Annotated in this window: 17 protein-coding genes; 9 read left to right on the top strand and 8 right to left on the bottom strand. The window is 54.2% G+C overall.

Annotated elements, in window-relative coordinates:
- Positions 1–645 precede the first annotated feature (645 nt).
- The 5 genes from BOC67_RS15700 to BOC67_RS15680 all read right to left on the bottom strand — a co-directional run bounded on the left by BOC67_RS15700 (position 646) and on the right by BOC67_RS15680 (position 8,177).
- Positions 646–2,076 carry a TolC family protein gene (locus BOC67_RS15700; protein ID WP_291911550.1) on the bottom strand — a complete coding sequence of 477 codons (1,431 nt, stop codon included), beginning with the start codon at positions 2,074–2,076 and terminating at the stop codon, positions 646–648.
- On the bottom strand, positions 2,069–5,236 hold the full coding sequence (locus tag BOC67_RS15695; protein ID WP_291911549.1) for an efflux RND transporter permease subunit: 3,168 nt from the start codon (positions 5,234–5,236) through the stop codon (positions 2,069–2,071). Before BOC67_RS15695 ends, BOC67_RS15700 begins: the two co-directional genes overlap by 8 nt.
- A gap of 19 nt (positions 5,237–5,255) precedes the next feature.
- Complete coding sequence (locus BOC67_RS15690; protein ID WP_291911548.1) at positions 5,256–6,341, bottom strand: efflux RND transporter periplasmic adaptor subunit; 1,086 nt, start codon at positions 6,339–6,341, stop codon at positions 5,256–5,258.
- A gap of 273 nt (positions 6,342–6,614) precedes the next feature.
- On the bottom strand, positions 6,615–6,995 hold the full coding sequence (locus BOC67_RS15685; protein WP_291911547.1) for a hypothetical protein: 381 nt from the start codon (positions 6,993–6,995) through the stop codon (positions 6,615–6,617).
- Between the two features lie 159 nt (positions 6,996–7,154).
- A complete protein-coding gene (locus tag BOC67_RS15680) occupies positions 7,155–8,177 on the bottom strand; it encodes a LacI family DNA-binding transcriptional regulator (RefSeq protein WP_291911546.1) in 1,023 nt (340 codons plus the stop codon).
- Between the two features lie 160 nt (positions 8,178–8,337).
- Between BOC67_RS15680 and uxuA the strand changes: the two genes are divergently transcribed.
- On the top strand, positions 8,338–9,537 hold the full coding sequence (gene uxuA / locus BOC67_RS15675) for a mannonate dehydratase (RefSeq protein ID WP_291911545.1): 1,200 nt from the start codon (positions 8,338–8,340) through the stop codon (positions 9,535–9,537).
- A gap of 19 nt (positions 9,538–9,556) precedes the next feature.
- Positions 9,557–10,360 carry an SDR family oxidoreductase gene (locus BOC67_RS15670; protein ID WP_291911544.1) on the top strand — a complete coding sequence of 268 codons (804 nt, stop codon included), beginning with the start codon at positions 9,557–9,559 and terminating at the stop codon, positions 10,358–10,360.
- Here the strand turns inward: BOC67_RS15670 and BOC67_RS15665 are convergent.
- Positions 10,347–11,141 carry a DUF4846 domain-containing protein gene (locus BOC67_RS15665; protein WP_291911543.1) on the bottom strand — a complete coding sequence of 265 codons (795 nt, stop codon included), beginning with the start codon at positions 11,139–11,141 and terminating at the stop codon, positions 10,347–10,349. The genes BOC67_RS15670 and BOC67_RS15665 overlap by 14 nt on opposite strands.
- 121 nt (positions 11,142–11,262) lie before the next feature.
- Between BOC67_RS15665 and BOC67_RS15660 the strand changes: the two genes are divergently transcribed.
- Positions 11,263–12,411, top strand: coding sequence for an acyltransferase (locus BOC67_RS15660; RefSeq protein ID WP_291911542.1), 1,149 nt, complete (start codon positions 11,263–11,265; stop codon positions 12,409–12,411).
- A 61-nt stretch (positions 12,412–12,472) separates the two neighbouring features.
- On the opposite strand, the gene BOC67_RS15655 is transcribed toward BOC67_RS15660, so the two are convergent.
- Positions 12,473–12,850, bottom strand: coding sequence for a hypothetical protein (locus BOC67_RS15655; protein ID WP_291911540.1), 378 nt, complete (start codon positions 12,848–12,850; stop codon positions 12,473–12,475).
- A 265-nt stretch (positions 12,851–13,115) separates the two neighbouring features.
- Positions 13,116–13,559: a peptide-methionine (R)-S-oxide reductase MsrB gene (gene msrB, locus BOC67_RS15650; RefSeq protein ID WP_291911539.1), complete on the bottom strand. Its 444-nt coding sequence runs from the start codon at positions 13,557–13,559 to the stop codon at positions 13,116–13,118.
- Between the two features lie 282 nt (positions 13,560–13,841).
- On the opposite strand from msrB, the gene BOC67_RS15645 reads away from it, so the two are divergent.
- The 6 genes from BOC67_RS15645 to BOC67_RS15620 all read left to right on the top strand — a co-directional run bounded on the left by BOC67_RS15645 (position 13,842) and on the right by BOC67_RS15620 (position 25,029).
- Positions 13,842–14,426, top strand: a complete 585-nt coding sequence (locus BOC67_RS15645) for an RNA polymerase sigma factor (protein ID WP_291911538.1) — start codon at positions 13,842–13,844, stop codon at positions 14,424–14,426.
- Positions 14,427–14,537: 111 nt separating this feature from the next.
- Positions 14,538–15,677 (top strand): FecR family protein, encoded by a 1,140-nt coding sequence (locus BOC67_RS15640; protein ID WP_291911537.1) that lies wholly within the window; start codon positions 14,538–14,540, stop codon positions 15,675–15,677.
- Positions 15,678–15,918: 241 nt separating this feature from the next.
- Positions 15,919–19,158: a TonB-dependent receptor gene (locus tag BOC67_RS15635; protein ID WP_291911536.1), complete on the top strand. Its 3,240-nt coding sequence runs from the start codon at positions 15,919–15,921 to the stop codon at positions 19,156–19,158.
- Between the two features lie 24 nt (positions 19,159–19,182).
- Positions 19,183–20,631, top strand: coding sequence for a RagB/SusD family nutrient uptake outer membrane protein (locus BOC67_RS15630; protein ID WP_291911535.1), 1,449 nt, complete (start codon positions 19,183–19,185; stop codon positions 20,629–20,631).
- Between the two features lie 12 nt (positions 20,632–20,643).
- On the top strand, positions 20,644–22,617 hold the full coding sequence (locus tag BOC67_RS15625) for an FAD-dependent oxidoreductase (RefSeq protein ID WP_291911534.1): 1,974 nt from the start codon (positions 20,644–20,646) through the stop codon (positions 22,615–22,617).
- A 69-nt stretch (positions 22,618–22,686) separates the two neighbouring features.
- Complete coding sequence (locus BOC67_RS15620) at positions 22,687–25,029, top strand: glycoside hydrolase family 127 protein (RefSeq protein WP_291911533.1); 2,343 nt, start codon at positions 22,687–22,689, stop codon at positions 25,027–25,029.
- Positions 25,030–25,112 lie beyond the last annotated feature (83 nt).

Here is a 25,112-nt window from a genome sequence, read left to right as displayed (position 1 = left end):
ATCTGCCGTTAAGACCCCGTAACTGCTAATTTTGGCTTTGTACCTGATCTCGGGGGTTAAGCAATCGTACTGGTCAATCCAGGCACGCGTAATACTCTCCATCTCATCACAGTGGGTACTGGTGTATGGATGCGCAGGATACTGCACTTGGTCCAATAGATTGGACAAGGTTGCTTTAATAGAGCTCATGGCTGTATTGTTTAAGGTTTGAAAAAGAAAGCTTGGATGTTAAAAACAGACTTAATGCAGTTGTGGTCTAGGTTACTTGGAACAGTTAAGCACATTCAGGACAACAAAAAATGAAGAAAGGAAAGTACCAGCAGGCTTCATACGACAATCATGCTACTGTAAGGACAGTGCACTGAATTTAGTAAACTTTTTTAGACGAGAAAATGATTGTATGTAAGCGTTTGTATTAAAATTTTTTATGTATGCATAATCGTACGTATATCACAAATTCCCTCCTGTAGAGGTCGAAAACGTCCAGGCGATCGGAATAGTTAACAGCGATGAGTGTCAGCATAATAAAACTATCAAGTATGACTGCAAAATACATGCAGTGCGCTCCAATGAAAAAGAGGATGTATCAGCCATGATACATCCTCTTCATATGCGAAGGCAGGGGTACTCCCGCTTACCCTGCTGTTATCTCCATCCTCCTCCTAACCCCCTGTACACATTCACCACCGCCGCAAACTGCTGCTGCTTCGTCTCTATCAACTCCAACTTCGACTCCAGCGCATCCCGCTGCGTCATCAGCACCTCCAGATAATCCGCACGGGCGGATTTAAACAGGTCGTTGCTGATATCAATAGACGTAGTCAGCGCCGCTACCTGCTTCGACTTCAGGCTATAACTCTTCTCCAGGTTATCGATATTGGACAGCTGGTTGGAAACCTCCATAAAAGCATTCAATATCACCCGCTCGTAATTATACATCGCCTGCAGCTGCCGCGCATTGGCGCTGTTAAATTCCGCCTTGATCGCATTGCGGTTGATCAACGGCCCCGCCAGGTCGCCCACAAGGTTGTACAATAACGACTCCGGGAATTTAAAGAGATAGGAAGGTTTAAACGCCTGGAATCCCACGCCGGCAGTAATGCCCAGCGACGGGTAGAATTCCGCCCTCGCCACCTTCACATCCAGCTTGGCGGCAGCCAGTTCCAACTCCGCCTGTTTGATATCCGGCCGGTTGCCCAGCAGCTGGGCAGGTATCCCCGCGCTGATCATGGACGGCATCGCCTGCAGGAAATCGCTTTTATCCCTGGCTATCTCCTGCGGATAACGGCCCAACAGGTAGTTGATCTTATTCTCCGTTTCCTTTATTTTCTGCGCAATATCAAACTCCAGGCTTTGGGACTTCAATACCTCCGCCTCGAATTTTTTCACCGCCAGCTCCGTGGCACGGGTAGCCTCCTTCTGCGCCTTCACGATGTCCAGCGCGCTTTTCTGTAATTCAATATTCTGCCTTACAATCGCCAGCTGGTTGTCCAGCGCCAGCAGCTCGTAATAGGAGTTGGCTATTTCAGCGATCAGGTTCGTGATCACAAAGTTCCTGCCTTCCACGGTAGCCAGGTACCTGGCCACCGCCGCCTTCTTGGCGTTGTGTAGCTTCTTCCAGATGTCCACTTCCCAGGTGGCATAAGCGCCGATATTGAAATCCCCCAGCGGGTCTGGTACTTCCTTGCCTTCGGTGATTTCAGTGGAGGCGTCGCCCGCACCCTGACTGGTGTAGCGGCCCACCTTCTCCACGCCGGCGCCCGCACGGGCTGTTACCTGCGGTATCAGCGCTCCCTGGCGGAAACGCACGTCGTTGCGGGCAATCTCTATCTCCTGCAAAGTGATCATCAGCTCCTGGTTATGCGCCAGCGCACTGTCGATCAGGTTTACCAGGTGAGGGTCCGTGAAAAACCTGCGCCATTCAATAGTGGCGGCAGTAGTGGAATCCTGCCCGTTGCCAAAGGAAGCGGGCGTGTTCCTGTTTTCTACCTGCTGCGTACCGGCAGGTACCTTGCAGGCTGCTAATGCCAAACCCAGGCCCAATATACCCAGGTATGTTTTCCTGCTATTATACATTGTGATCAATTTCTTCTGTTAATGGATTTTCTTCTTCGTCCTTTACGAACATATGTTTCTCTGCAATCTTCCCGAATATGAAATACAATCCCGGGATGATCACCACGCCGAACACGGTACCGAAAAGCATACCGCCGGCAGCGGCCGTACCAATCGTCCGGTTACCCAACGCGCCCGGTCCCGTAGCTATCACCAGCGGAATCAGACCGGCAATGAACGCAAAGCTCGTCATCAAAATTGGGCGGAACCTCACCCGCGCGCCTTCCAGCGCCGCTTCCATCACAGTGGAACCGCTGCGGTGCTTCTGCACGGCAAACTCCACGATCAACACGGCGTTCTTACCGAGCAAACCAATGAGCATTACCATGGCCACCTGCGCGTAAATGTTGTTTTCCAGGCCTAATACCTTCAACAGGAAGAAGGCCCCGAAAATACCCACCGGGAGCGACAGGATCACCGATAACGGCAGGATGAAACTCTCGTACTGCGCACTCAGGATCAGGTACACGAATCCAAGACAGATCAAAAAGATCCAAAGCGCCTGGTGCCCCTGCGCCACCTGGTCCGCCGAAATACCGGCCCAGTCAATGCCATAGCCCCTCGGCAGCTCCTTCTTCGCTACCTCGTTAATCGCCTGGATCGCCTGGAAGCTACTGTAGCCCGGCGCGCTGGAACCGCTGATCTCCGAAGAGGTGTACATATTATGACGGGTGATCTCCGAAAGACCATAGACTTTCTCCATCTTCATAAAGGCGGAGTAAGGCACCATCTCGTCCTTGTCGTTCTTCACATACAGCTTCAGGATGTCTTCCGGCAACGCCCTGTACTGCGGCGATGCCTGTACGATCACCTTGTAAAGGCGGCCAAACTTGATGAAGCTGATCTCGTAGTTACTACCAATAAGGGTGGAGAGCGTATTCATCGCATTGTCGATCGTAATGCCTTTCTGCTGCGCCAGGTCATTGTCCACACTGAGCATATACTGCGGGAAGCTGGCGCTGTAAAAGCTGAACACGGAAGTCAGCTCCTTTCTTTTCTTCAGCGCTTCCACAAACTCGTTGTTTACCTGCTCCAGTTTTTTATAATCGCCGCTACCTGTCTTGTCCAGGAGGCGCAGCTCAAACCCGCCCGCAGCGCCATATCCCGGTACTGCCGGCGGCTGGAAGAATTCGATGTTGGCCCCGGTAATATCCTTGGCTTTCTCCTCCAGTTCCTCCATGATCTCCGAAACGGAATGTTTACGTTCATCCCAGCTTTTCAGGTTCACCAGGCAGGTACCGGAGTTGGAACCCGTACCTTCCGTCAGGATTTCATAACCTGCCAGGGACGATACAGACTGCACGCCTTCCACGCCTTCGGCAATCTTCTGCAGGCGCTCCGCAATTTCGTTGGTGCGTTCCAGTGAGGAGCCGGGAGGCGTTTGAATAATGGCGTAAAACATACCCTGGTCCTCATTCGGAATGAAGCCGGAAGGCACGCTGTTATTCATGAAATAAGTACCGATACAGAAGATGATGAGGATACCGAAAGTCACCACCCGCCTGTTCACAATCTTACCCAACAGCCCCTGGTAACGGCCGGCAATTTTATTAAAGCCGTTGTTGAACCCGTCGAGGAACTTGTCCACCGGCGTTTTCTTCTTCGGTTTGCCATGGTTGTTCTTGAGGATCATGGCACAGAGCGCCGGCGTGAGCGTCAGCGCCACAATACCGGACAATATGATGGAGGTAGCCATGGTGATGGAGAACTGGCGGTAGAACAGCCCCACCGGCCCGGTCATAAATGCCACCGGGATAAACACCGCCGCCATCAGGAATGTGATGGCAATGATGGCCCCGGCAATTTCATGCATGGCCTTTTTAGTGGCCTTCAGCGGCCCGATATGCTCTTCCTCCATCTTGGCGTGTACGGCCTCAATCACCACGATGGCATCATCCACCACCACCCCGATGGCCAGTACCAGCGCAAAGAGGGTGATCAGGTTAATGGTAATGCCGAAAAACTGCATGAACATGAAAGTACCGATCAGTGATACCGGTACCGCCATGGCAGGGATGATGGTGGAGCGGAGGTCCCCCAGGAAGAGGAACACGACGATACCCACCAATATAAAGGCTTCCACGAGGGTATGCAATACTTTCTCAATGGAGGCATCCAGGAATTTGGATACGTCGTAACTGATCTCGTAGTGCATGCCTTTCGGGAAGGAGGCGGCCTGGATCTCCGCGATCTTGGCCTTTACGTCCTTGATCACCTGGCTGGCGTTACTGCCGTAGGACTGCTTCAACACTATCGCCGCGGAAGGCTTGCCGTTCAGGTTGGAGTAGATGTCGTACATGGAGCTGCCGAATTCCACGTCTGCCACGTCTTTAAGGCGGAGCATTTCCCCGTTGGCATTGGAACGCAGGATCACGTTTTCGTACTGCTCTTTGGTCGTGTACCGGCCGGGATACTTGAGTACATATTCGAACGACTGGGAACGTTTACCGGAGCTTTCCCCGGTTTTACCCGGAGAGGCTTCCAGGCTTTGTTCGCCCAGCGCTTTCATCACCTCGTCCGCACTGATCTTATAGGCGAGCATGCGGTCCGGCTTCAGCCACACGCGCATGGCGTATTCGCGGTTCCCGAGGATGTCCGCCACACCCACGCCCGGCACGCGTTTCAGCTCGGGCAGGATGTTGATATCAGCGTAGTTAAAAAGAAATTTCTGGTCGGCATGCGGATCATCGCTATACAGGTTGATATACATCAACATGTTCGTTTCTTCCTTCGTGATCTTCACCCCTTCGCGCACTACCAGCGGCGGCAGCTTGTTCACCACGGAGGCTACACGGTTTTGAACGTTGAGGGAGGCCTGGTTTGGATCTGTACCGAGGTTGAAAATGATTTGCAGGGATGCTTCCCCGTCGTTACCGGCGTCGGAGGTCATGTATTTCATGCCTGGCACGCCGTTCATCGCTCTTTCCAGCGGAATGATAACGGATTTGATCATCAGCTCACCGTTGGCGCCCGGGTATTCCGCCGTCACGTTCACTTTGGGAGGGGAGATGGCCGGGAATTGCGTCACGGGCAGCTGCATGATTCCCAACACGCCCAGGAACACAATGATGAGTGATATTACAATAGAGAGAACGGGTCTCTGAATAAACTTATTGAACATACGTAGTTGGCTTTGCCTGCTATTCAGCTTTTAATCTCAGGTGAGAAAGTACTTCTTCCGGTTTTTTGAAATCGTAATTGATCTTTTGGTCGTCTTTAACTTTCTGAACGCCGTCAAGCAAAATTTTGTCGGTGATGGCAAGACCGTTTCCAACGATGTATAAATCCGGCATTTCCCCGCTGATGTTGATATTGCGGGATTTTACCTCATTATTTTTGTCCACTACGAACACGTATTTTTTATCCTGGATTTCGTAGGTGGCTTTTTGCGGGATGACGATCGCGCGGCTCATAGGCACGGTCATCATCACTTTGCCGGTTTCCCCGTTTTTCAGCAGCCGGTCCGGGTTCGGGAAGCGGGCCCTGAAGGCGATGTTGCCGGTTTCGTTATCGAATTCCCCTTCGATCACCTCTACTTCGCCCTTGTATGCGAGAGGTTGGTTGTTGGCCAGGAGCAGGCTCACCTTGTTGTTGGCGCGGCCTTTTACATTCGTTTGGTATTCCAGGTATTCCGGTTCGGATACGTTGAAATAGGCAAACATCTGGGTGTTGTCGGAGAGGGTGGTGAGCAGTTCGCCGTCCTCGATCACGCTACCCAGTTTTTTAGGGATGCGGTCGATGGTGCCGTCAAACGGGGCGCGGATCTCCGTGTAGGAGAGGTGCAGTTTGGCCAGCGCCACTTCGGCGTTTGCCTGGTCCACCTTGGCCTGGGCTACCGCCTGCTCGTTTTTGGAAACGATGTTTTTTTCTACCAGCGCTTTGGTATTCTGCAGTTCGATGGCGGCGGCTTTGGCCTCCGCTTCGGCTTTCAGCAGCTCGGCCTGGAAGGCGTTCGGCATCAGCTTGAAGAGGATTTGGCCGGCGTGCACGTACTGCCCTTCGTCTACATAAATGTTTTGCAGGAAGCCTCTTTCCTGCGCGCGGATTTCAATGTTGCGGACAGATTTGATCTGCGAAACATATTCTTTCGTGAAGGAAGTGTCTACTTCCATCGGACTGGTAACCGTGTATTTGCCGGTTTCTTCCTTTTCTTCTTTTGGAGCCTGGCAGCTTGTTGCAGCGTAGATTACGCCCAACAGGCCGGTGAACATGACGATCTTATTCATGATTATATTTGGGTAATTAAGTCGATGTGATTTTTCTGGACTGAGCGGATTATTGGTTTCCCACAAAAGCGGCATAGGAGCAAAGCGCGCAGAGGGCCTTCGGCCGGAGCGGATTTTCCCCCGCTGACTTGAGGTACAACAGCCGCCAGGCGCTTCTAACAAAACGCCAGGACTGATAAACCCCTATGTCCCGTTACAGGAAAAATCAACACACCATCCTTTGTGTGCTTTGCTCCTTATGACCCTTGCGGGAAAAAAGTCACTCCCCCGATATCAGATACGGAGTACGCGTTGGGTAATATAAATGTTGGAAAGTTGTCCCCAGTCGGGCGGTGGGGTATGATAGCACTTGTGCAGATCCCGCTCCTCAAAGAAGCTGGCAAGCGACAGGTAAAAGCTGGCAATAAGGCGGTATTTCCGGGCAACAAACGTACTGCAACTGTCCGATTCCACGTCATCCGTCATCATCAGTTTTTCCTCCTCCTCGAGGCTGGAATCCTGGATGATGGAAGGGTTCAGTTTGGTGAGTTGTTTGTGCTGGAGATTTTTGAGCGTTACACTCCAAAAGCTGTGGAGGCGACAGGCAGCATAGGCACGGTCATCTCCCTTGAAGAGAAAAAAAGATAAACACGCGAAAAATATTGCCACTCTCATTTGGGGGCCAAAAATAATAAAACTTTGAAATCAAAAAAAAATATTGGAACCCCGGAACGCCCAAATAAGGGTTGGGCTGGGGAGATGCCGGTGCTGCGCCGTCAAATGGTAATATTAAATATAAGTTAATACTGCGCAAATGCCGGTTTTGACCATGCTTCAACGATGGTCCTGCAGGGACGACTCGCGCACGATCAGGTTGGATTTGATCACGATATTTTCCATCTGCGCAATGTCCAGGTTGCCCTTCAGGTGAGCCAGCACATGCCGCGCCGCCACTTCCCCCATCTCCACGCCGGGGTAGTGGATAGTAGTGAGGGCAGGCGTCACCTGCCGGGAAATAAAATCGTTGTTGAACCCCGTAAACTTTACTTGTTGGGGTACCCGCCGGCCCAGGCGCCGCACTTCGTTCATACAGGCGGCCGCGCAGATGTCGTTGGCCACCACCACGCCATCGGCCTGTTGCTCTACCACGGCCCTCGCGGCGCGTATGCCCGCTTCTTCGGTCAGGTCATTGATGATAATGTTCTCCGGTTTAAATTTTATTTTGGAAGAAATTAAAGCCCGCCTGTAACCAGCCAAACGTTGTGAATACACGTTCCTCCGGAAGCTGCCGGATATCAGCATGACGTTCCTTGCGCCCTGGTCTATCAGATGACGCGTTGCCTGATAGCCGGCCATTTCATTGTTGATCGTGATGCAAAGCTGGTCTGTATCCGCCGGTACGCGGTCAAAAAACACCAGGGGCACCCCTTTGGCCTTGCAGGCCTCGAAATGCGCCAGGTCCTCCGTATGTTCCGCCAGGGATACCAGCATAGCGTCTACCCGGCTGTTGAGCATGGATTGCACGCTGCGGGCCTCGTTGGCGGCCAGCTCCCGGGACTGGCTGATGAGCAGGTTGTACCCCGCCTCGCTGGTGACCTTCTCCATGCCGGCAATGATCTGGGACATCAGGTAGCTGTCCAGCCGCGGCACGATGACCCCAATGGTTTGCGTGCTGTTCGTCCGCAGGCTGGCCGCAATGGTATTAGACCGGTAGCCCATCGCCTCCGCCGTGGCAATGATCTTACGCTGCGTTTTCTGACTCACGGTATGGTGCCCCTTGAGGCCCCGGCTGATAGTCGAGGCGGCAAGGCCCAGCTTTTCCGCGATATCGTAGATAGTCGCTTCCTTTTTCTTCATGGCATATTGTTAACAATCGGTTGTTAAATATACTTTATTATTACCCGAAAGCAGCATTAGATCTTCCCCCTAAAAAAATAACAATCGATTGTTTTTATTTACTACTTTTATTGCCACGTTATAAAAAACCTTCTGCTACTTGTTTTGAAATCAGACCATCATGATCCAAGCTCTTGAACAAACCCTGCGCTGGTTCGGGCCATCGGACCCCGTTACGCTGGCGGCCATCCGGCAAACAGGCGTTACCGGCGTGGTAACCGCCCTGCACCACATCCCCTGCGGGGAGGTATGGCCGCTGCCCGCCATCCGCGCGCGCCAACAGGAAATTGAAGCCCATGGCCTTACATGGAGCGTGGTGGAAAGCGTGAATGTGCACGAATCCATTAAAATCGCCGGCCCCGGGCGGGACGCGATGATCGGCAACTATATCGAAACGCTTACCAACCTGGCGGCCGCGGGGATTAAAACCGTGTGCTACAACTTTATGCCGGTGCTGGACTGGACCCGTACGCACCTGGACTACCGGCTGCCCAACGGGGTGTCCGCCCTGCGCTTCCACCGCCCGGCCCTGGTGGCGTTTGACCTCTACCTGCTGCAAAGGCCCGGCGCATCGGCGGACTTCACGCCGGCGGAACAAGCGGCCGCCAGGCAATACCTGGACGGACTGTCGGAAGAGGAGCAACAAACCCTCGTACGCACCATCCTGGCCGGCCTCCCCGGTACGGACGAAGTATTTACCATCGCGGAGTTTAAGGAGCATTTAGCGCGGTATAAAGACGTTGACGCCGCCAAACTGAAGGAAAACCTGGCCTACTTCCTGCGCCGGGTGATCCCCGCCGCGGAACGCCTCGGCATCAACATGTGCATCCATCCGGACGATCCTCCCTTCGCCATCCTCGGCCTGCCGCGGATCGTTTGCACGGAGCAGGACCTGCAGGAGCTGATCGCCATGTGCCCTTCGCCGGCCAACGGTATCACTTTTTGCACGGGCTCGCTGGGCGCCAATCCCGCCAACGACCTGCCCGGCATGATCGCCCGCCTCGGCAGCCATATCCACTTCCTGCACCTGCGCAACGTGCAGCACGATGCGGACGGCAGCTTCTACGAAGCCGAACACCTCAACGGCAGTACGGATATGGTGAAGGTCATGAAGCAGGTGGTATTGGAACAACTCAGGAGGCAACAGCAGGGCCGCGCGGATGTAGCCATCCCCGTACGCCCGGATCATGGTCAGAAAATATGGACGGACTTTGATTTTAACACCTACCCGGGGTACTCGCTCATCGGCCGGCTCAAAGGCCTGGCGGAACTCAACGGACTGGAAAAAGGCATCAAAGGCATGCTGGAAACCGTAAAATAATTATAGAAAAACAACAGCAATGAATCTCAACGGAAAAGTAATTGTCGTAACAGGGGGAACCGGCATTTTAGGAAAATCATTCGTAGAAGGCATCCACCGCGCTGGCGGTAAAGTGGCCATCCTGGGGCGTAACCTCCAGGTAGCGGAAGAAAGAGCGGCGCAGATCAACGCGGACGGCGGCAACGCCCTCGCCGTACAGGCGGACGTGCTCAGCGAAGCGGACCTGGTAGCCGCCTGCGATAAAATCATACAGCATTTTGGCCGGATCGACGGGCTGGTGAACGCCGCCGGCGGCAACATCCCCGAAGCGATCCTGCAACCGGAACAGGACATCTTTGCCCTGGATATGAACGGCATGCGCCGCGCCATGGACCTCAACCTCTGGGGCACCGTGCTGCCCACGCAGATCTTCGGCCGGCAGATTGCCGCCGGCGGCGGTGGCAGCATCGTGAACATCTCCTCTATGAGCGCCAAACGCGTGATCACCAAAGTGATGGGCTACAGCCTCGGGAAAGCGGCCATTGATTGCTACACCCAGTGGTTTGCCGTGGAAATGGCCAACCGCTACGGGGATAAACTGCGCATGAACGCCATTGCGCCAGGCTTCTTCCTCACGGAGCAAAACCGCGCCCTGCTCACCCAGCCGGATGGCAGCTATACCCTGAGAGGCCAGCTCGTGCTGCAAAACACGCCGTATAAACGTTTCGGTGAGGCCGAAGAGCTGAACGGCGCGCTCATATGGCTGCTCAGCGATGAATCCCGCTTTGTGACCGGCGCCGTGGTGAATGTAGACGGGGGATTTTCTGTGTTCAGCGGGGTGTAAGGGTAGAGGCGTTGCCATCCGGCCACTTATACAACGCATTTCCCGCAAACGTCCACTCCGGCGTACGCAGCATCCCGCCTGTATTGGCATCATACCAGCAGCTGCCATCCGCCGGATTTTTCAGGATATGTATATCCTGCGCAGGCATATAGCTTTGCGCCAGCATAAATTTATACTCCCCCCGGTGGTTGGTGATGACGTCCATCACGATCACCGCATGCCCCGGGGAGCCGCCCTGGATAAACACATCCCCGGGCCAAACAGCTTTACCGGCCGCGGGTACCAGTTCCCGTTGTAAGGAACTGGTACCCGCATAGCTGAATACCAGCTCCAGGTAAGCCTGGAAGGCCGCCCGGTTATTTCCCTTTTCTCCGTTACATATTTTCACCAATCGCTGCCCCTGCAACCGGTACCGGCATCCCTGCTGCCAGGCGGCATAGGAAAGGAGCGTGCCGTCCGTAGCGCGGAAGGCGATCCAGTCGTACTGCTGCTGCGCATACAACCATTCCGCACGCAGGCGCATCACCGCGTCCGCGCATTGCTGCAGGTCCTTATTCCCCACGCTGACGTCCAGCACGGCGGCCTGCGCCTGCTGGTTGCCCTTCGGCTGGCCATTGTATAAATAAACAGTATTACTTTTTTTCAGGGAGATGCTCCGCAACCATTGCCCAAAGGACCCGCCGGCAACGGGCATACGCTCAAATCCCGGAGGCGTGGCTATAGTGCCCACCGTTTGGGCAAAGCAGGAGAGGGGCAACAAGATAACAAACAGTAGTTTCATGCATACAGGTTTCCAAGGAAGATGCAGGGGAGGAAATATTCCATACGCTGCCGCTGGTAAAAAAAATTCTGCGCAGCCGGTTCCCCTTCTTATATTATGGCCTGTTCCCAAATAAACTATTATGATTAAATCGGGTATTCTTCCCTCTAAACCGCATTTTCCTATACTGGACGGGCTTCGTGGCGTAGCCGCGCTCACGGTGGTCATTTTTCATATCCTGGAGGCGCATGCTACCAGCAGCCTTGACCTGATGATCAACCACGGTTACCTCGCCGTGGATTTCTTCTTCCTCCTCTCCGGTTTTGTAATTGGTTACGCCTATGATGACAGGTGGGAAAAGATGTCCGTAGGCGGGTTTTTCAAACGCCGCCTCATTCGCCTGCAACCCATGGTAGTCATGGGCTCCGTGATAGGCGCTATCTTTTTCTATTTCCAGGACTCGCCCTTATGGCCAAAGATCCACGATACGCCGGTATGGTACCTGCTGCTGATCATGCTCATCGGCGCTACGTTGCTGCCGGTGACCATCCGCATGGATGTGCGGGGCTGGAACGAAATGCATCCCCTGAACGGGCCTGCATGGTCCCTCTTCTTCGAATACATCGGCAACTTCCTGTACGCAGCGGGCGTACGAAAATTGTCGAAAGCCGCGTTGGGCGTGCTGGTAGCGGTTTGCGGCATCTGGCTCGTACATTATGCCATCACCAGCGAACGGGGGGAAATGATCGGCGGGTGGACGCTCAGCGTCCAGCAATTGAAGATTGGTTTTATCCGGCTGCTGTTCCCCTTCTTTGCCGGGTTGCTGTTATTCCGCACGGCCAGGCTGGTACAGGTAAAAAATGCCTTTCTCTGGTGCAGTATCCTCCTGCTGGTGGTGCTTGGCATGCCGCGTATAGGCGGGGCTGAAAAAATGTGGGCGAACGGGTTGTACGAGAGTATTGTGATTGTGCTGGTGTTTCCGGTGGTGGTGTACCTGGGCGCCAGCGGCGTATTGGAAGGCAGGACCTCCACGCGTATTTGCAAGTTCCTCGGGGATATTTCCTACCCGGTTTATATCTCCCACTACCCCTTAATTTATACCTATACCGGCTGGGTAAGCAGGCATAAAGGCATCACACTGGCGGAAGCCGCGCCTTACGCGTTGCTGACATTTGCCAGCGCGGTGGGGATAGCCTGGGTATGTCTGAAATATTACGATGAACCGGTGCGCAGGTGGCTGCAGCAAAAGCTGATGCCGGCCGCCGCGATAAAAGTGCCTGTAGTAAAATAAAACAAAAAAGCTCCGCATGACGCGGAGCTTTTTTGTAGTTGTATGTTGAGCAAATATAGCCTTACCTGCCGCAATCAGCCGTCCATGTTCTGCCATCTTTCGTATAGCCGATCACGAGTTTATCCTTATTGATAGTGATCAATCCTGTTCCTGCGGAACCGATGTTCACCATGGTATTATCGTCCTTCTTTTCAAACTCTACGCCGGTGAGGTCCGGAATACCGTCTGAAAAACGGAAGTCATAACGGGAACCAACTTTGGTTACAAATACACTGCCTGCATCAGTACTGAGGTTTTGATCTGCATCATGATAGCCGATTTTACCTTTAAAAGTACCGGCGAATACGTCTACATCGGCTGGATCGGTGTCTTTGCTACAGGAAGCGAACACAAATGCGGTTAACAGTAACACCCCGATGAATTTGAGCATAGATTTCATAATGTAAGTTTTGGTTTTTAATAAAGATTCCTGCCTGCCATAAAACAATTAGCATACCATTAGCAAAAATCGGCCTTTAAACAGGCTGAACTGCCTGATAATAGGGCACTTACAGTTGTCCGGTCCTCGCCATGCCCGCGTGCCGGCTGCTAAATAAACCTGGGGGAAGGGCTACCCAATCTGTGTAAAGCTGTGCTTACTTCGTAAAAAAATAAGGGGAAAGACCGTAGCCTTTCCCCCTTAAAAAAGTTCCGCCTGCCGGCAGTTACTTCGCGTCCGGCTCAAAGTCGAGCGACACGGAGTTCATACAAAAACGTTTATGCGTAGGCGGGGGACCGTCGTCAAAAATATGCCCCAGGTGGGAGTTGCACCTAGCGCACTCCACTTCAATGCGTTCCATGCCAAAGGAATGATCCGGCTTGTAGATCACGCTGTTTTCCCTTACCGGCTCAAAGAAGCTGGGCCATCCGCATTCGCTGGCAAACTTCGCATCCGAGCGGAACAGTTCGTTGCCGCAAACGGCGCAGTAGTACGTGCCTTTGGGATTGCCTTCCCAGTACTTGCCGGTAAACGCCCTTTCGGTACCCTGCTCTCTGGCAACCTGGTATAAGTCGCGCGGCAGTATTTTTTTCCACTCTGCATTACTCACGTTCAGATGGGTGGTATCTGTACGGGAATAGTAGGGATTGTTGTTGTGTGTCGTTTCCATATTATTGCTCTTTTGCGCCTGTCCTTTGCACGCGGTTACAAATAATAAAAGAAGGAGTATGATGGATTGAACTCTCATATGCGGTGCTGATTCGATGTCCATACAAATTTAAGCATTTGCCGTATGCTGCGGATGTGGCAGTATATAAGGATTTGTTAATTACTATCTTATAAATGCGGGAACCGGGTTTTTTGTTCGGCCGCAATTTCCCCCGCCTCCAGATAATTTTTTGCTATTTTTAGCTGCCCGGCTATTCGGGTCTAAACCAGCGGGTGTGATTCAATGGAGTGTTTCATCAATAGCAGCGACCAGGAGTTGCTTGCGGGCATAGCTGCAGGAAACGAAGACGCTTACCGGCGTGTGTTTGAGCGCTACTGGGAAAGGGTGTATGCCGCGGCCCTGGTATTATCCAAATCTCCGGAGATCGCCGAAGATATTACGCAGGATGTATTTGCCATGCTCTGGGAAAAGCGGACCACGCTGCCATCGGTTACCAACCTGCAAGGCTATCTTTTTATCGCTGCCCGCAACCTGATATTCAGCCGGTTGCGCAAGCTGCATTCCCAGGCTTCCTACCTGGAATACCAGGCGCAGTATTTCCGGGAAAGCGCCCGTATGGAAGGCCCGGAGGAAATCTATTCCCGGGACCTGCTGCAGCAACTCCAGCAAGCCATCCTGAAGCTCCCGCCCCAGCAGCAGAAGGCGTTCCGGCTGAGCCGCCTCGAGGGGCTGGACCATGCTGAAATCGCTGCCCTGATGGGAATTTCCAGGGTTACTGTTAAAAGTTATATCGTACAGGCATTGGCGGCGCTGCGTAAATGGCTGCCGGGGTACCTTGTTACTTTTTTCTTCCTGGTTTGTAGCTGAAAAGTTTACAGAAAAAATTCCATCCCCATCTGCATCCAAAAAAAAAATTTTTCTTCCGGCACCTCCCTTTTTCACACCTGCGCGTCTTTACCCCAGTAAGGTAATTCCACTATGATACATCCGGAACAATTTGCCACGTTATTACAACAATACCTCAACGATACGCTGGATGCGCCAGGCCTCGAACTATTCCGCCAGGCGCTGCAGCAGGAGCAATACCGGCAGCTGTTTGAAGCGGCTATCGACCAACAGCTGCTCCAAAGCCCCCCGGCCGGCCCTGATGAGGTAAAGGAACGCCTCTGGTCCCAACTGCGCCCGGCGCAAACGCCACGCGCTGCCTGGTGGCCACGCGTGGCCGCTGCGGCCTCTATAGCGCTGCTGCTCAGCGCAGGCATTTACTTCTGGAAAAATCACCCAACGACGCCAAAGGCACCCATCACCGCGCAGAAAAACCTGCCCGTACCAGGTTCCAGCAAAGCCATCCTCACCCTGGCGGACGGTACGCAGGTACCGCTGGACTCCTCCGGCGCTACCGTGGCCCGGCAGGGGAATGCCAGCCTGCAGCTGAGCGGGGGCGTACTGGCCTATAACGGTAACGGCACAACGGGGCCGCTGCAGTATAATATGCTGCAGGTGCCACGGGGCGGCCAGTTCCGCATCGTGCTGGCCGATGGCTCACGGGTATGGCTAAACGCCGCTTCCAGCCTGCGGTACCCCGCCAGCTTTACCGGGAGCGACCGCACCGTGGAACTGACCGGCGAAGCCTATTTCGAAATCGCCCCCGCGCCCAATCAACCTTTCTTTGTCAAAGTGCAACATACCACCATCCAGGTGCTGGGTACCAGCTTTAACGTAAACGCCTATACGGAAGAACCATCCATACGCACCACCCTCGTGGAAGGCGCCATCGCGCTGAAAACGCCCAAAGCCACCACCCGCATACAACCGGGCCAGCAGGCCAGCACTACCGCTGACGGGAGTACGCAGGTAATGGCAGCGCCTGACGTGGAAGAGATCGTAGCCTGGAAAAACGGTTACTTCCTCTTTAACCACGAAAAAATTCCCGGCGTCATGCGGCAGATCGCACGGTGGTATGATGTGGAGGTGGAATATGCAGGTAAAGTGCCGGCCGACAGGGAATTTGGTGGAAAGATCAACCGGAACAGCAGTATAGAAGAAGTTATCAGGATACTTGAACTCAGTAAGATCCATGTCAAACTATCTCATCACAAAATCATCGTACAGCCATGAAACCAATACCGTTATGAAAATGTAATCAACGCACAGTTATCCATAAATAAAAACCGGAAGTGCGCCAACACCTCCGGTAATAATGGCGGGTAACTCCTGAAAATCATTCCACGACCTTCAAACACCTGGCTAACGCCGGGCGGGATTTTTATTACCCAAACCAATCAAATGTATGAATTTTAAAGCTATTCTCCGGCACACGGGCAGTCAACCACCGTGGATCGCCCAAACAATTCGCGTTATGAAAATCGCAGCAGCCATTTTATTAACAGCATGCTTGCAGGTGAGCGCCAATGGCTATGGCCAGGAAATTACCCTGTCTAGGAAAAACATCTCCCTGGAAAAGGTATGCAGGGCCATTGAAAAGCAGTCGGGGTACGTATTCTTTTTTGACCATCACCTGCTGGACCTGGCCCCCGCCATCAACGTGGACATCAAAGGCCTCCCGCTCCGGGAGGCGCTGGATATCTGCCTTAAAAACCTGCCGCTTACCTACACCGTGGTCGGTAAAAATATTGTGATCACCGCAAAGGAAAATACATCGGACCAGCCCGCCGACCTGCGGCAGGAAATCCAGGGCAAGGTAACCGGCGAAGATGGCAGCCCCCTGCCGGGAGCCACGGTAAAAGTGAAAAACAGCAGCACAGGCACCGTCACCCAGGCGGATGGCTCCTTCCGGCTCAACGCCCCGGCCAACGCCGTGCTGGTCATTTCCTACCTGGGCTACGAAACGCTGGAAGTAACCGCCAACGGCAGCGCCGCGCTGGCCATCCGGCTCAAACCGGTGATCAATAAATCCTCAGAAGTGGTGGTGATCGGCTACGGCGTCGCTAAAAAATCAGACCTCACCGGCGCCGTATCCCAGATACGTTCGGAAGATATTTCCGTACAACCCCTCACCAACGCCATGCAGGCCCTCGCCGGACGCGCGCCCGGCGTGCAGGTGATGCAGAACAACGGCGCGCCCGGCGGGAAAATCAGCGTCCGCATCCGGGGCGTGAATTCCATTTTAGGCAGCAATGAACCGCTGTATGTGATCGATGGATTTCCGTTTACCGGCAGCCCGGATTTCCTGCAACCGTCAGACATCGCGTCCATGGAGGTCCTGAAAGACGCCTCGTCGACCGCTATCTACGGCTCCCGCGGCGCAAACGGCATCGTGATGATCACCACCAAATCGGGAAAGAAAAAAAAAGGGACCACGGTGGATGTAGCGTCCAGCTACAGCATACAGTCGGTCACCAAAAAAATGCGGCTCATGAACCCGCAGCAATACGCCCTGCTCTACAACGAGCAGGCGAAGAACGACAACGTGCCGGCCTACTTCACCCAGCAGCAGATAGACGATTTTGCAAAAATGCCGGGTACCGACTGGCAGGACCTCGTCATGCACAAAGCGCCGCTGTCCAATACCGGCGTTACCGTTAGTGGCGGCGGGGATAAAACCCGCTTCTCCGTTGGGGCCGGCCTCTACCTGCAGGATGGCATCGTCCGCAACAGCGATTATAAACGCTACTCGCTGCGGGGCAGTATAGAACATGACATCAGTAAAATATTCTCCTTGTCGTATAATGTGGCGCTCACCCGGATAGACACCCGCGTGCAGAATTCCCAGCTCGGCAACCGCGGCAGCGATCTCATCTCGGCCATGCTGATGGCGCCGCCCACGCTGACGCCCTACCTGGAAGATGGCTCCTATCGCCGCCTGACCACAGCGTACCCGTTTATTTCCAACGCTATCATCAACCCGCTGATTCCCATCTACGAAGTCAACGAGCGGTTAAAAGCCAACCGGGTATTTTCCAACGCGGCGCTCACCATCCGGCCCATGGAGGACCTCAGCATCCGCATTTCCGCCGGCATCAATAACCAGGACGACCGCAGGGATATCTATTCCAACATAGAACCTTCCACCAATTCCGTTGGCAAGGCGGAGGTAAATACGGCGCAAACCCAGAGCCTGCTCAACGAAAACGTGATCAACTACAACAAACGGTTAGGCATACACGCTATTAACGCAATGGCAGGTTTCACCTACCAGGATAATGTGCTAACCGTGATGAAAGGCTCCGGCATCGGCTTCCTCAGCGATGTGGTGAACACCGGTTCCCTGCAAAGCGCCGCCACGCCGGGCGTGCCGAACAGCTCCTACGAAAAATGGGCCCTGCTCTCGTTTATTGGCCGCGTAAATTACACGCTCATGGATAAGTACCTCTTCACGGTCAGCATGCGCCGGGACGGCTCTTCCAGGTACGCGAAAGACAACAAATGGGGTAACTTCCCTTCCGCCGCATTGGCCTGGCGCATGTCCAACGAACCCTGGATCAGGCAATCCAAAACAATCAGCGACCTGAAGATACGCACCAGCTATGGCGCTTCCGGCAGTACGGCTATTTCGCCCTATCAAACGCTGAACCTCCTGAACCCGGGCACTACCATCTTTGGAGATGCTGCGTACATCACCTACGCGCCGGGAGAAACGCTTCCGAATACACTGAAATGGGAAACCACCTACCAGGTTGATTTCGGGCTGGACCTGGGGTTGTTCCGTGACCGCTTCCACCTCACGGCGGATTTCTATCATAAGCGCACCAAAAATCTCCTTAACAAGGTACAGCTGCCTTCCTCCATGGGGTACAAGAATACGGTGCGGAACGTAGGCGAAATGGAGAATAAAGGGATGGAGTTCGCACTGGATGTGCAGGTGATGGACCAGGCGGTAAAATGGAACATCGGCGCCAACATCGCCTTCAACCGCAATAAAGTGCTGAAACTCTATAACGGCCAGGATATCTATGGCAACAACCTTTACACCGGCTCGCTCAACGATTATGTGAACCTGCTGCGGGAAGGCCAGCCTTTCGGCATCTTCTACGGCTACGTGGAAAAGGGCTACAGCGCTACGGGCAACCTGGAATATGAGGACCTGAACAAGGACGGCAAAATTTCCGCGGCGGATAAAACCTACATCGGCAATCCCAACCCGGATTTTACCTATGGCATCAATTCCGTTACTTCCTGGAAGGGGTTTGAACTCACGTTGTTTATCACCGGCTCACAGGGCAACGATATTTTTAACCTGAACAAGGCCGCCACGCTGGACCTCGGCATGGGCCTCAACCTCCCGGCGGAAGTAGCGGAGGACCACTGGACGCCGGAACATACCAACGCGAAGTATCCGAAGATCACGCGCAACCTGGCGGGCAACATGTCCACCCGCTTCGTGGAAAACGGCTCCTATCTTAAAATCAAAAACATACAGCTCGCTTATGACCTGCCCGTGCAAAAACTGCACGCCAAATGGTTCAGGAAAGCGCAGGTGTACGTGAGCGCGCAGAACATGATCACGTTTACCAAATACTCCTGGTACGATCCGGAGGTGAACGTTTATGGCTCTGAAAACTCCGTGGCGCAAGGGATTGATTACGCTACCTATCCGGTCAGCAAATCGTTTACGGTAGGCATCCGTTGTGGTTTTTGATTGTTAATAATTCAACTGACTGATATGAAACATGCAATATACCTGCTCCTCGCCGCATTGTCCTTCACCGCCTGCAGCCGCGTGCTGGAGGAAAAGCCGCAGGCGATAGCGGAAGAAAACTTTTACAATTCCCCCGCCGAAGTGCAGGCAGGGCTGAATGCGATTTATAAACCCATCCGCCAGTCCGGCAGTATGAGCGCCCTGTACCAGTGCCAGCTGGAAATTTACACCGAGTACATGTACGGGCGCGGGAGCCATGCCCCGCTGAACGACTATGCAGGCCTGGATAACACGAATATTACCCGCGTGGGGGATATGTGGGCGCAGTTCTACGAAGCGATCCGCAATGCCAATATTGTGATCAAAAAGATACCCACCGCCAGGAACCTCAACGCTGCCGATGCCGCGCGGTTCACGGCGGAGGCGCGCTTCATGCGCGGGCTCCTGTACTTCCACCTGGTGCGCAACTGGGGCGGCGTGCCCCTGCGCGCGGAGGAGAATATGGCGCAGCTGGATGTGCCGCGCGCTACCACGGAGGCTACCTACCAGTTTCTCCTGGCGGACCTCCTCTATGCCGCGGATAACCTCACGGCCGTACCGCGGTTGGATGGAGCGCCTTCCAAATGGTCAGCCAGCGCCGTGCTGGCGGATGTGTACATGAACCTGCACGACTATACGAAAGCGCGGGATGCCGCCGCAGCCGTGATCAACAGCGGTAAATACGCCCTGGTGCAGGTGGCCACAGCGGATGATTACGACAAAATATTCGGGCCGGATGTACAAGGCTCCCCGGAGGAAGTGTTTTACCTGAAGTTTAGCAGAACGCCTGCTGATCAGGGTTTCAACTATCCTATGTATGCCCATTATCCGAACTCAGGCTATTACAAGCCGGGCGGTTACTACACCTTCTACAGCGATGCGGTGCAGAATAAATTCGTAGCGCAATGGGATAAGAATGACCTGCGTTATAAATATAACTGGTACGTACAAACGTTTGGCCTGACCAATACGACTATCCTTAACAAAAAGTTCAGCGACAAAGTGACCAACACAGCTGCCGGGAATGATTTTCCGATGTATAGGTATGCAGATATAGTGCTGTTTTATGCGGAGTGCCTCGCCCGGGCGGCGGGAGCTCCGGATGCAAATGCCATGGAAATGCTCAATCAGATACGCCGGCGCGCCTACGGTAAACCCACCGCCACGCCGGATCCTGCGGTGGACTTCAAGCTGAGTGACTACAGTAGCCTGGACGCGTTTATCAGCCTCGTCGTACGGGAACGGACCTACGAAAACTGTTCGGAAGCCAAACACTGGTTCGACCTGAAGCGTTTAGGAATAGTCAAGCAGGTGATAAAGGATATGAAGAACATCACCGTGGCGGATAAACATTTGCTATGGCCTATCCCCACGAATGAATATAACTATAACAAAGCCATCGATCCCGTGAAGGATCAGAATCCCGGCTACTAATCAAAAAAGGTAATGATGCAATTGAAAACTTTATTGTTAGGCATGGCCCTGCTGCTCAGCGGGGCAGCGCAGGCGGCCACGCCGCCGCAGGAAGTGGATATCTGCGTGTATGGCGGTACTTCCGCCGGCATTATAGCGGCGTACACGGCTAAGCAACTGCATAAGACGGTGCTGCTGGTAGCGCCGGAGAAGCGCCTGGGCGGGCTTACCACGGGCGGCCTCGGTTATACGGACATCGGTAATAAATCCGCAATCACGGGTATCTCGCGCGACTTCTACCGGCGCATTGGCCGGCATTACGGCCGCTTTGAGCAGTGGATTTTTGAGCCGCATGTAGCGGAAGAAACCTTCCGGCAATACCTGCAGTCCGCCGCCGTGCCGGTGATCTATGAGTACCAGCTGGCAGGCGTGGAAAAGGAAGGGCAACGCATTACCGCCATCAGGGTAACGGGGAAGGATACACGCACCATCCGCGCCAAAATGTTTATTGACTGCTCCTATGAAGGGGACCTGATGGCCAAAGCCGGCGTGTCGTACACGGTGGGCCGTGAGGCTAACAGCCAGTACAACGAAACCTATAACGGCGTGCAGTTGCGGGACAAGCACCAGTTCCCCGATGGAGTAGACCCATACGTAACGCCGGGCAACCCGGAGAGCGGCCTGTTGTGGGGCATTAGCCCGGAAGCGCTGGCGCCCCAGGGCAGCGGCGATAAAAAGGTGCAATCGTATAATTTCCGCATCTGCCTGAGCAATGATCCCAAGAACCGCATTCCCATCACGCAGCCGGAAGATTACCAGCCGGCCCGTTATGAGCTGCTGCTGCGCCTCCTGGAAAAGTTGCCTTCCGCCACGCTCAACACCATCCTGAAGGTGGACCGCATGCCGGCTAATAAGACGGATATCAACAACAACGGCGCTTTTTCAACGGATATGATCGGGAAAAACTATGACTACCCGGAGGCCGATGCCGCAACCCGCAAAAAGATCATCCATGAACATGAAGTATATACGAAAGGCCTCCTGTACTTCATCGGGCACGACCCGCGCATGCCGGCCTCCATCCGGGAGGCAATGCTGCAATGGGGCTACCCGAAGGACGAGTACACGGATAACGGGCACTGGTCGCCCCAGTTGTACGTCCGCGAAGTGCGCCGCATGGTGGGCGAATACGTGATGACGCAGGCCAACTGCGAAGGCAGGGAGAAAGTGACGGATGGCGTGGGCATGGCGGCCTATACTATGGACTCGCATAACTGCCAGCGTATAGTCGTAAACGGTATGGTCAAAAACGAAGGAGATGTGCAGATAGGGGGCTTTGGCCCTTACCCGGTGAGCTACCGTTCCATTATCCCCAAAAAGGGAGAGTGCGAGAACCTGCTGGTGCCGGTATGCCTCTCTGCCTCACATATCGCCTATGGCTCCATCCGCATGGAACCGGTGTTTATGGTGCTGGCGCAATCCGCCGCTACGGCGGCCTCGCTCTGCATCGACGGCAAAGCGCCGGTGCAGCAGGCGGATGTGGCCAAAATTCAGCAGCTGCTGAAAGAGGATCCTTTGGCGGATGGCAGCACGCCGGAAATACTTGTTGATGACAACGACGAGGGGGCTACGGCCAAAACCGGCGACTGGAAGACGGAATACCGGGGTGGCTATGGCCCTACGCTGCTGGTAGACAGCGGTAAGGGCAGTACGATCCGGTACACGCCTGCCATTAAAAAGGCCGGCAGCTACCGGGTATATACCTACGTGCCGCGGGTAGCCAATCATGCAACGGTGACGCCGGCGCTGGTGTATGATGGACGCAGCCGGCATACCGCCAATATACAGTCCGCCAGGGTGAAGGTGGAAGGCCAGACATCGGGCGAATGGGTGGAGCTGGGAACGTATCAACTGCAGCCCGGGGCATGGGTCGAGCTATCAGGCAAGGGCGCTGATGGCGTTGTGGTAGCGGACGCGGTGTTGTTTGTGCCGGATGGGAAAAAGTAATCTAAAAAAGCAGGTGAGCCTTGCATCTTTCGTGAATAATTGTTAATTTGACAATTATTTCCACGGGTTATGAAAAAGATCCTTACCATCGCTGTTTTCCTATACAGCGGCGCTACCTATGCGCAAGCGCCACAAGCAGCCGCCTTTCCCTTGAGCGCTGTACATATAAACGCGGGGCCGTTCCTGGAGGCGCGCCGCACGGATGAAAAGTACATCCTTTCCCTTGACGCGGACAGGCTACTGGCCCCCTTCCTGAAGGAAGCGGGCCTGCAGCCTGTAAAAGATAGTTACGGCAACTGGGAAAAAGACGGGCTGAACGGCCACATCGGGGGCCATTATTTATCCGCGCTTGCGCTGATGTATGCCAGCACCGGCAATGAAGTGTACCATCAACGACTGCAATACATGCTGGACCAGCTGGAACGTTGCCAGCAGGCCAACAAAAACGGCTATATCGGCGGTGTCCCAAACGGCAAGGCCGTTTGGGACGAAGTGGCTGCCGGCAATGTCAGCGCGGTGAAAAAGCGCTGGGTGCCCTGGTACAACGTGCATAAAACCTACAACGGCCTGCTGGACGCCTATCGCATGACCGGCTCCGCGCAGGCGCTGCGCATGCTCACCGGTATGTGCAACTGGGCCCTGCAACTGACGGCCCATCTAACCGACGCGCAAATGCAGGAAATGCTGCAGGAAGAACATGGGGGCATGAACGAAGTATTTGCCGCCGTGGCGGAGATCACCGGCAACCAGCAATACATGCAGCTGGCCAGGCGCTTTTCACACCGGGCGCTTTATGAACCGCTGCATAGCCATACGGATAAACTCACTGGCCTGCATGCCAACACGCAAATACCGAAAGTAGTCGGGTTCATGGAGATAGGTACCGTTGCCAGGGACAGCGCCATGTCCGATGCGGCCGCGTTCTTCTGGCAAACGGTGGTGAACCGCCGCAGCGTGGCCTTTGGGGGCAACAGCGTGCGGGAACACTTTAACCCGGTGGATAACTTCATGACTGTGCTGGAAAGCCGGGAAGGGCCTGAAACCTGCAACAGCTACAATATGCTGAAGCTCACCAAACTCCTGTTCCTGCAACATCCGAAAAGCAGCTACCTGGATTATTATGAACGCACCCTCTACAATCATATTCTCGCTTCCCAGCATCCGGACGGCGGCTTCGTGTATTTTACGCCCATCCGCCCGATGCATTACCGCGTGTATTCCCGCAGCCAGGACTGCTTCTGGTGCTGCGTAGGTACGGGGCTGGAAAACCACGCCAAATACGGAGAGCTGGTATATGCGCATGATAGCAGCAGCCTGTATGTAAACCTGTTTATCGACTCGGATGTGCGCTGGAAAGAAAAAGGCATTAAGCTTATTCAGCACACGAATTTTCCCTTTGAACCCAGGACGCAGCTCACCGTATCAGTAGCCAGCCCTCAGGCATTCACGCTGCGGGTAAGGAAACCGGCGTGGCTATCGGAACGACCCGTCGTGCAGATAAACAACCGGACGATACCACTGGCTGTAGGTGAAGATGGTTTTTTCTCCATCACCAGAATTTGGAAAAATAATGATAAAGTGACCATGACCCTTCCCATGCAAACCCGCCTGGAACCTTTACCGGACGGCAGCCGCTGGGCAGCCCTGGTACATGGCCCGATTGTGCTCGTGGCAACGGATTCCGCGAAGCTCAATACCATCGCGGATGGGAGCCGGTGGGGCCACATTGCCAACGGCCCGCTCAAACCCCTGGAAGATGCGCCCATGCTGATGACGGACAGCACGCAGGTAACGCTGCAGCCCACCCCGCGCCCCATGGAGTTTACCGCTGCGCGCCTCATCTGGCAGCAGCCGTATAAGCAACTGGTGCTGAAACCTTTCTTCCAGGCGCATGACGCCCGCTATGTGATGTACTGGCCGTACGGCAACCAGCAGGAGATCAACGCCATGCAGCAAGCGCTGGCCGCGAAAAATGCCGCCAGGGAAGCGATCGAAGCCGCCACGCTGGACGTGGTGCACCTGGGCGAGCAACAACCGGAATCAGACCACCGGCTGCAATCGGACAATACGGCCACCGGCTTGTACGAATGGCAACACTTCCGCCAGGGCAAAGGATGGTTTAGCGTGGTGCTGCAAAATAAAAACCAGCAGGGCAAAATGCTGCTGGTGAAATATTTGAGCGATGATAAAGAAAACCTCTTCACTATTTCCGTCAACGGGAAAGTACTCCGGGAAGTGACGACGGAGAAGGAAGGGACGCCGGCGATACGCCAGGTGCAGGTGGCCTTGCCGGAAAGCGCGCTGCAACAGCCGCAGCTAACGGTGACCATCAGCGCTACCCGCAACCGCGATATGGGCCGGATAGGAGAAATCCGGTTGCTGGGCGATATCACGCAAACGGCTAAACGATAAAAAAAAGCGGCGGCCCGCTGCGGCGATTTTTCAGTAGGATTTACTAGTGATTTTTACGCAATCGTAATCGGGATCGATTGCGT

The sequence above is a fragment of the Chitinophaga sp. CB10 genome, assembly GCA_001870995.2.
GTDB lineage: Bacteria > Bacteroidota > Bacteroidia > Chitinophagales > Chitinophagaceae > Chitinophaga.
The sequence above is the reverse complement of the archived record's forward strand: the minus strand, read 5'-3'. Positions and strand labels throughout refer to the sequence as shown.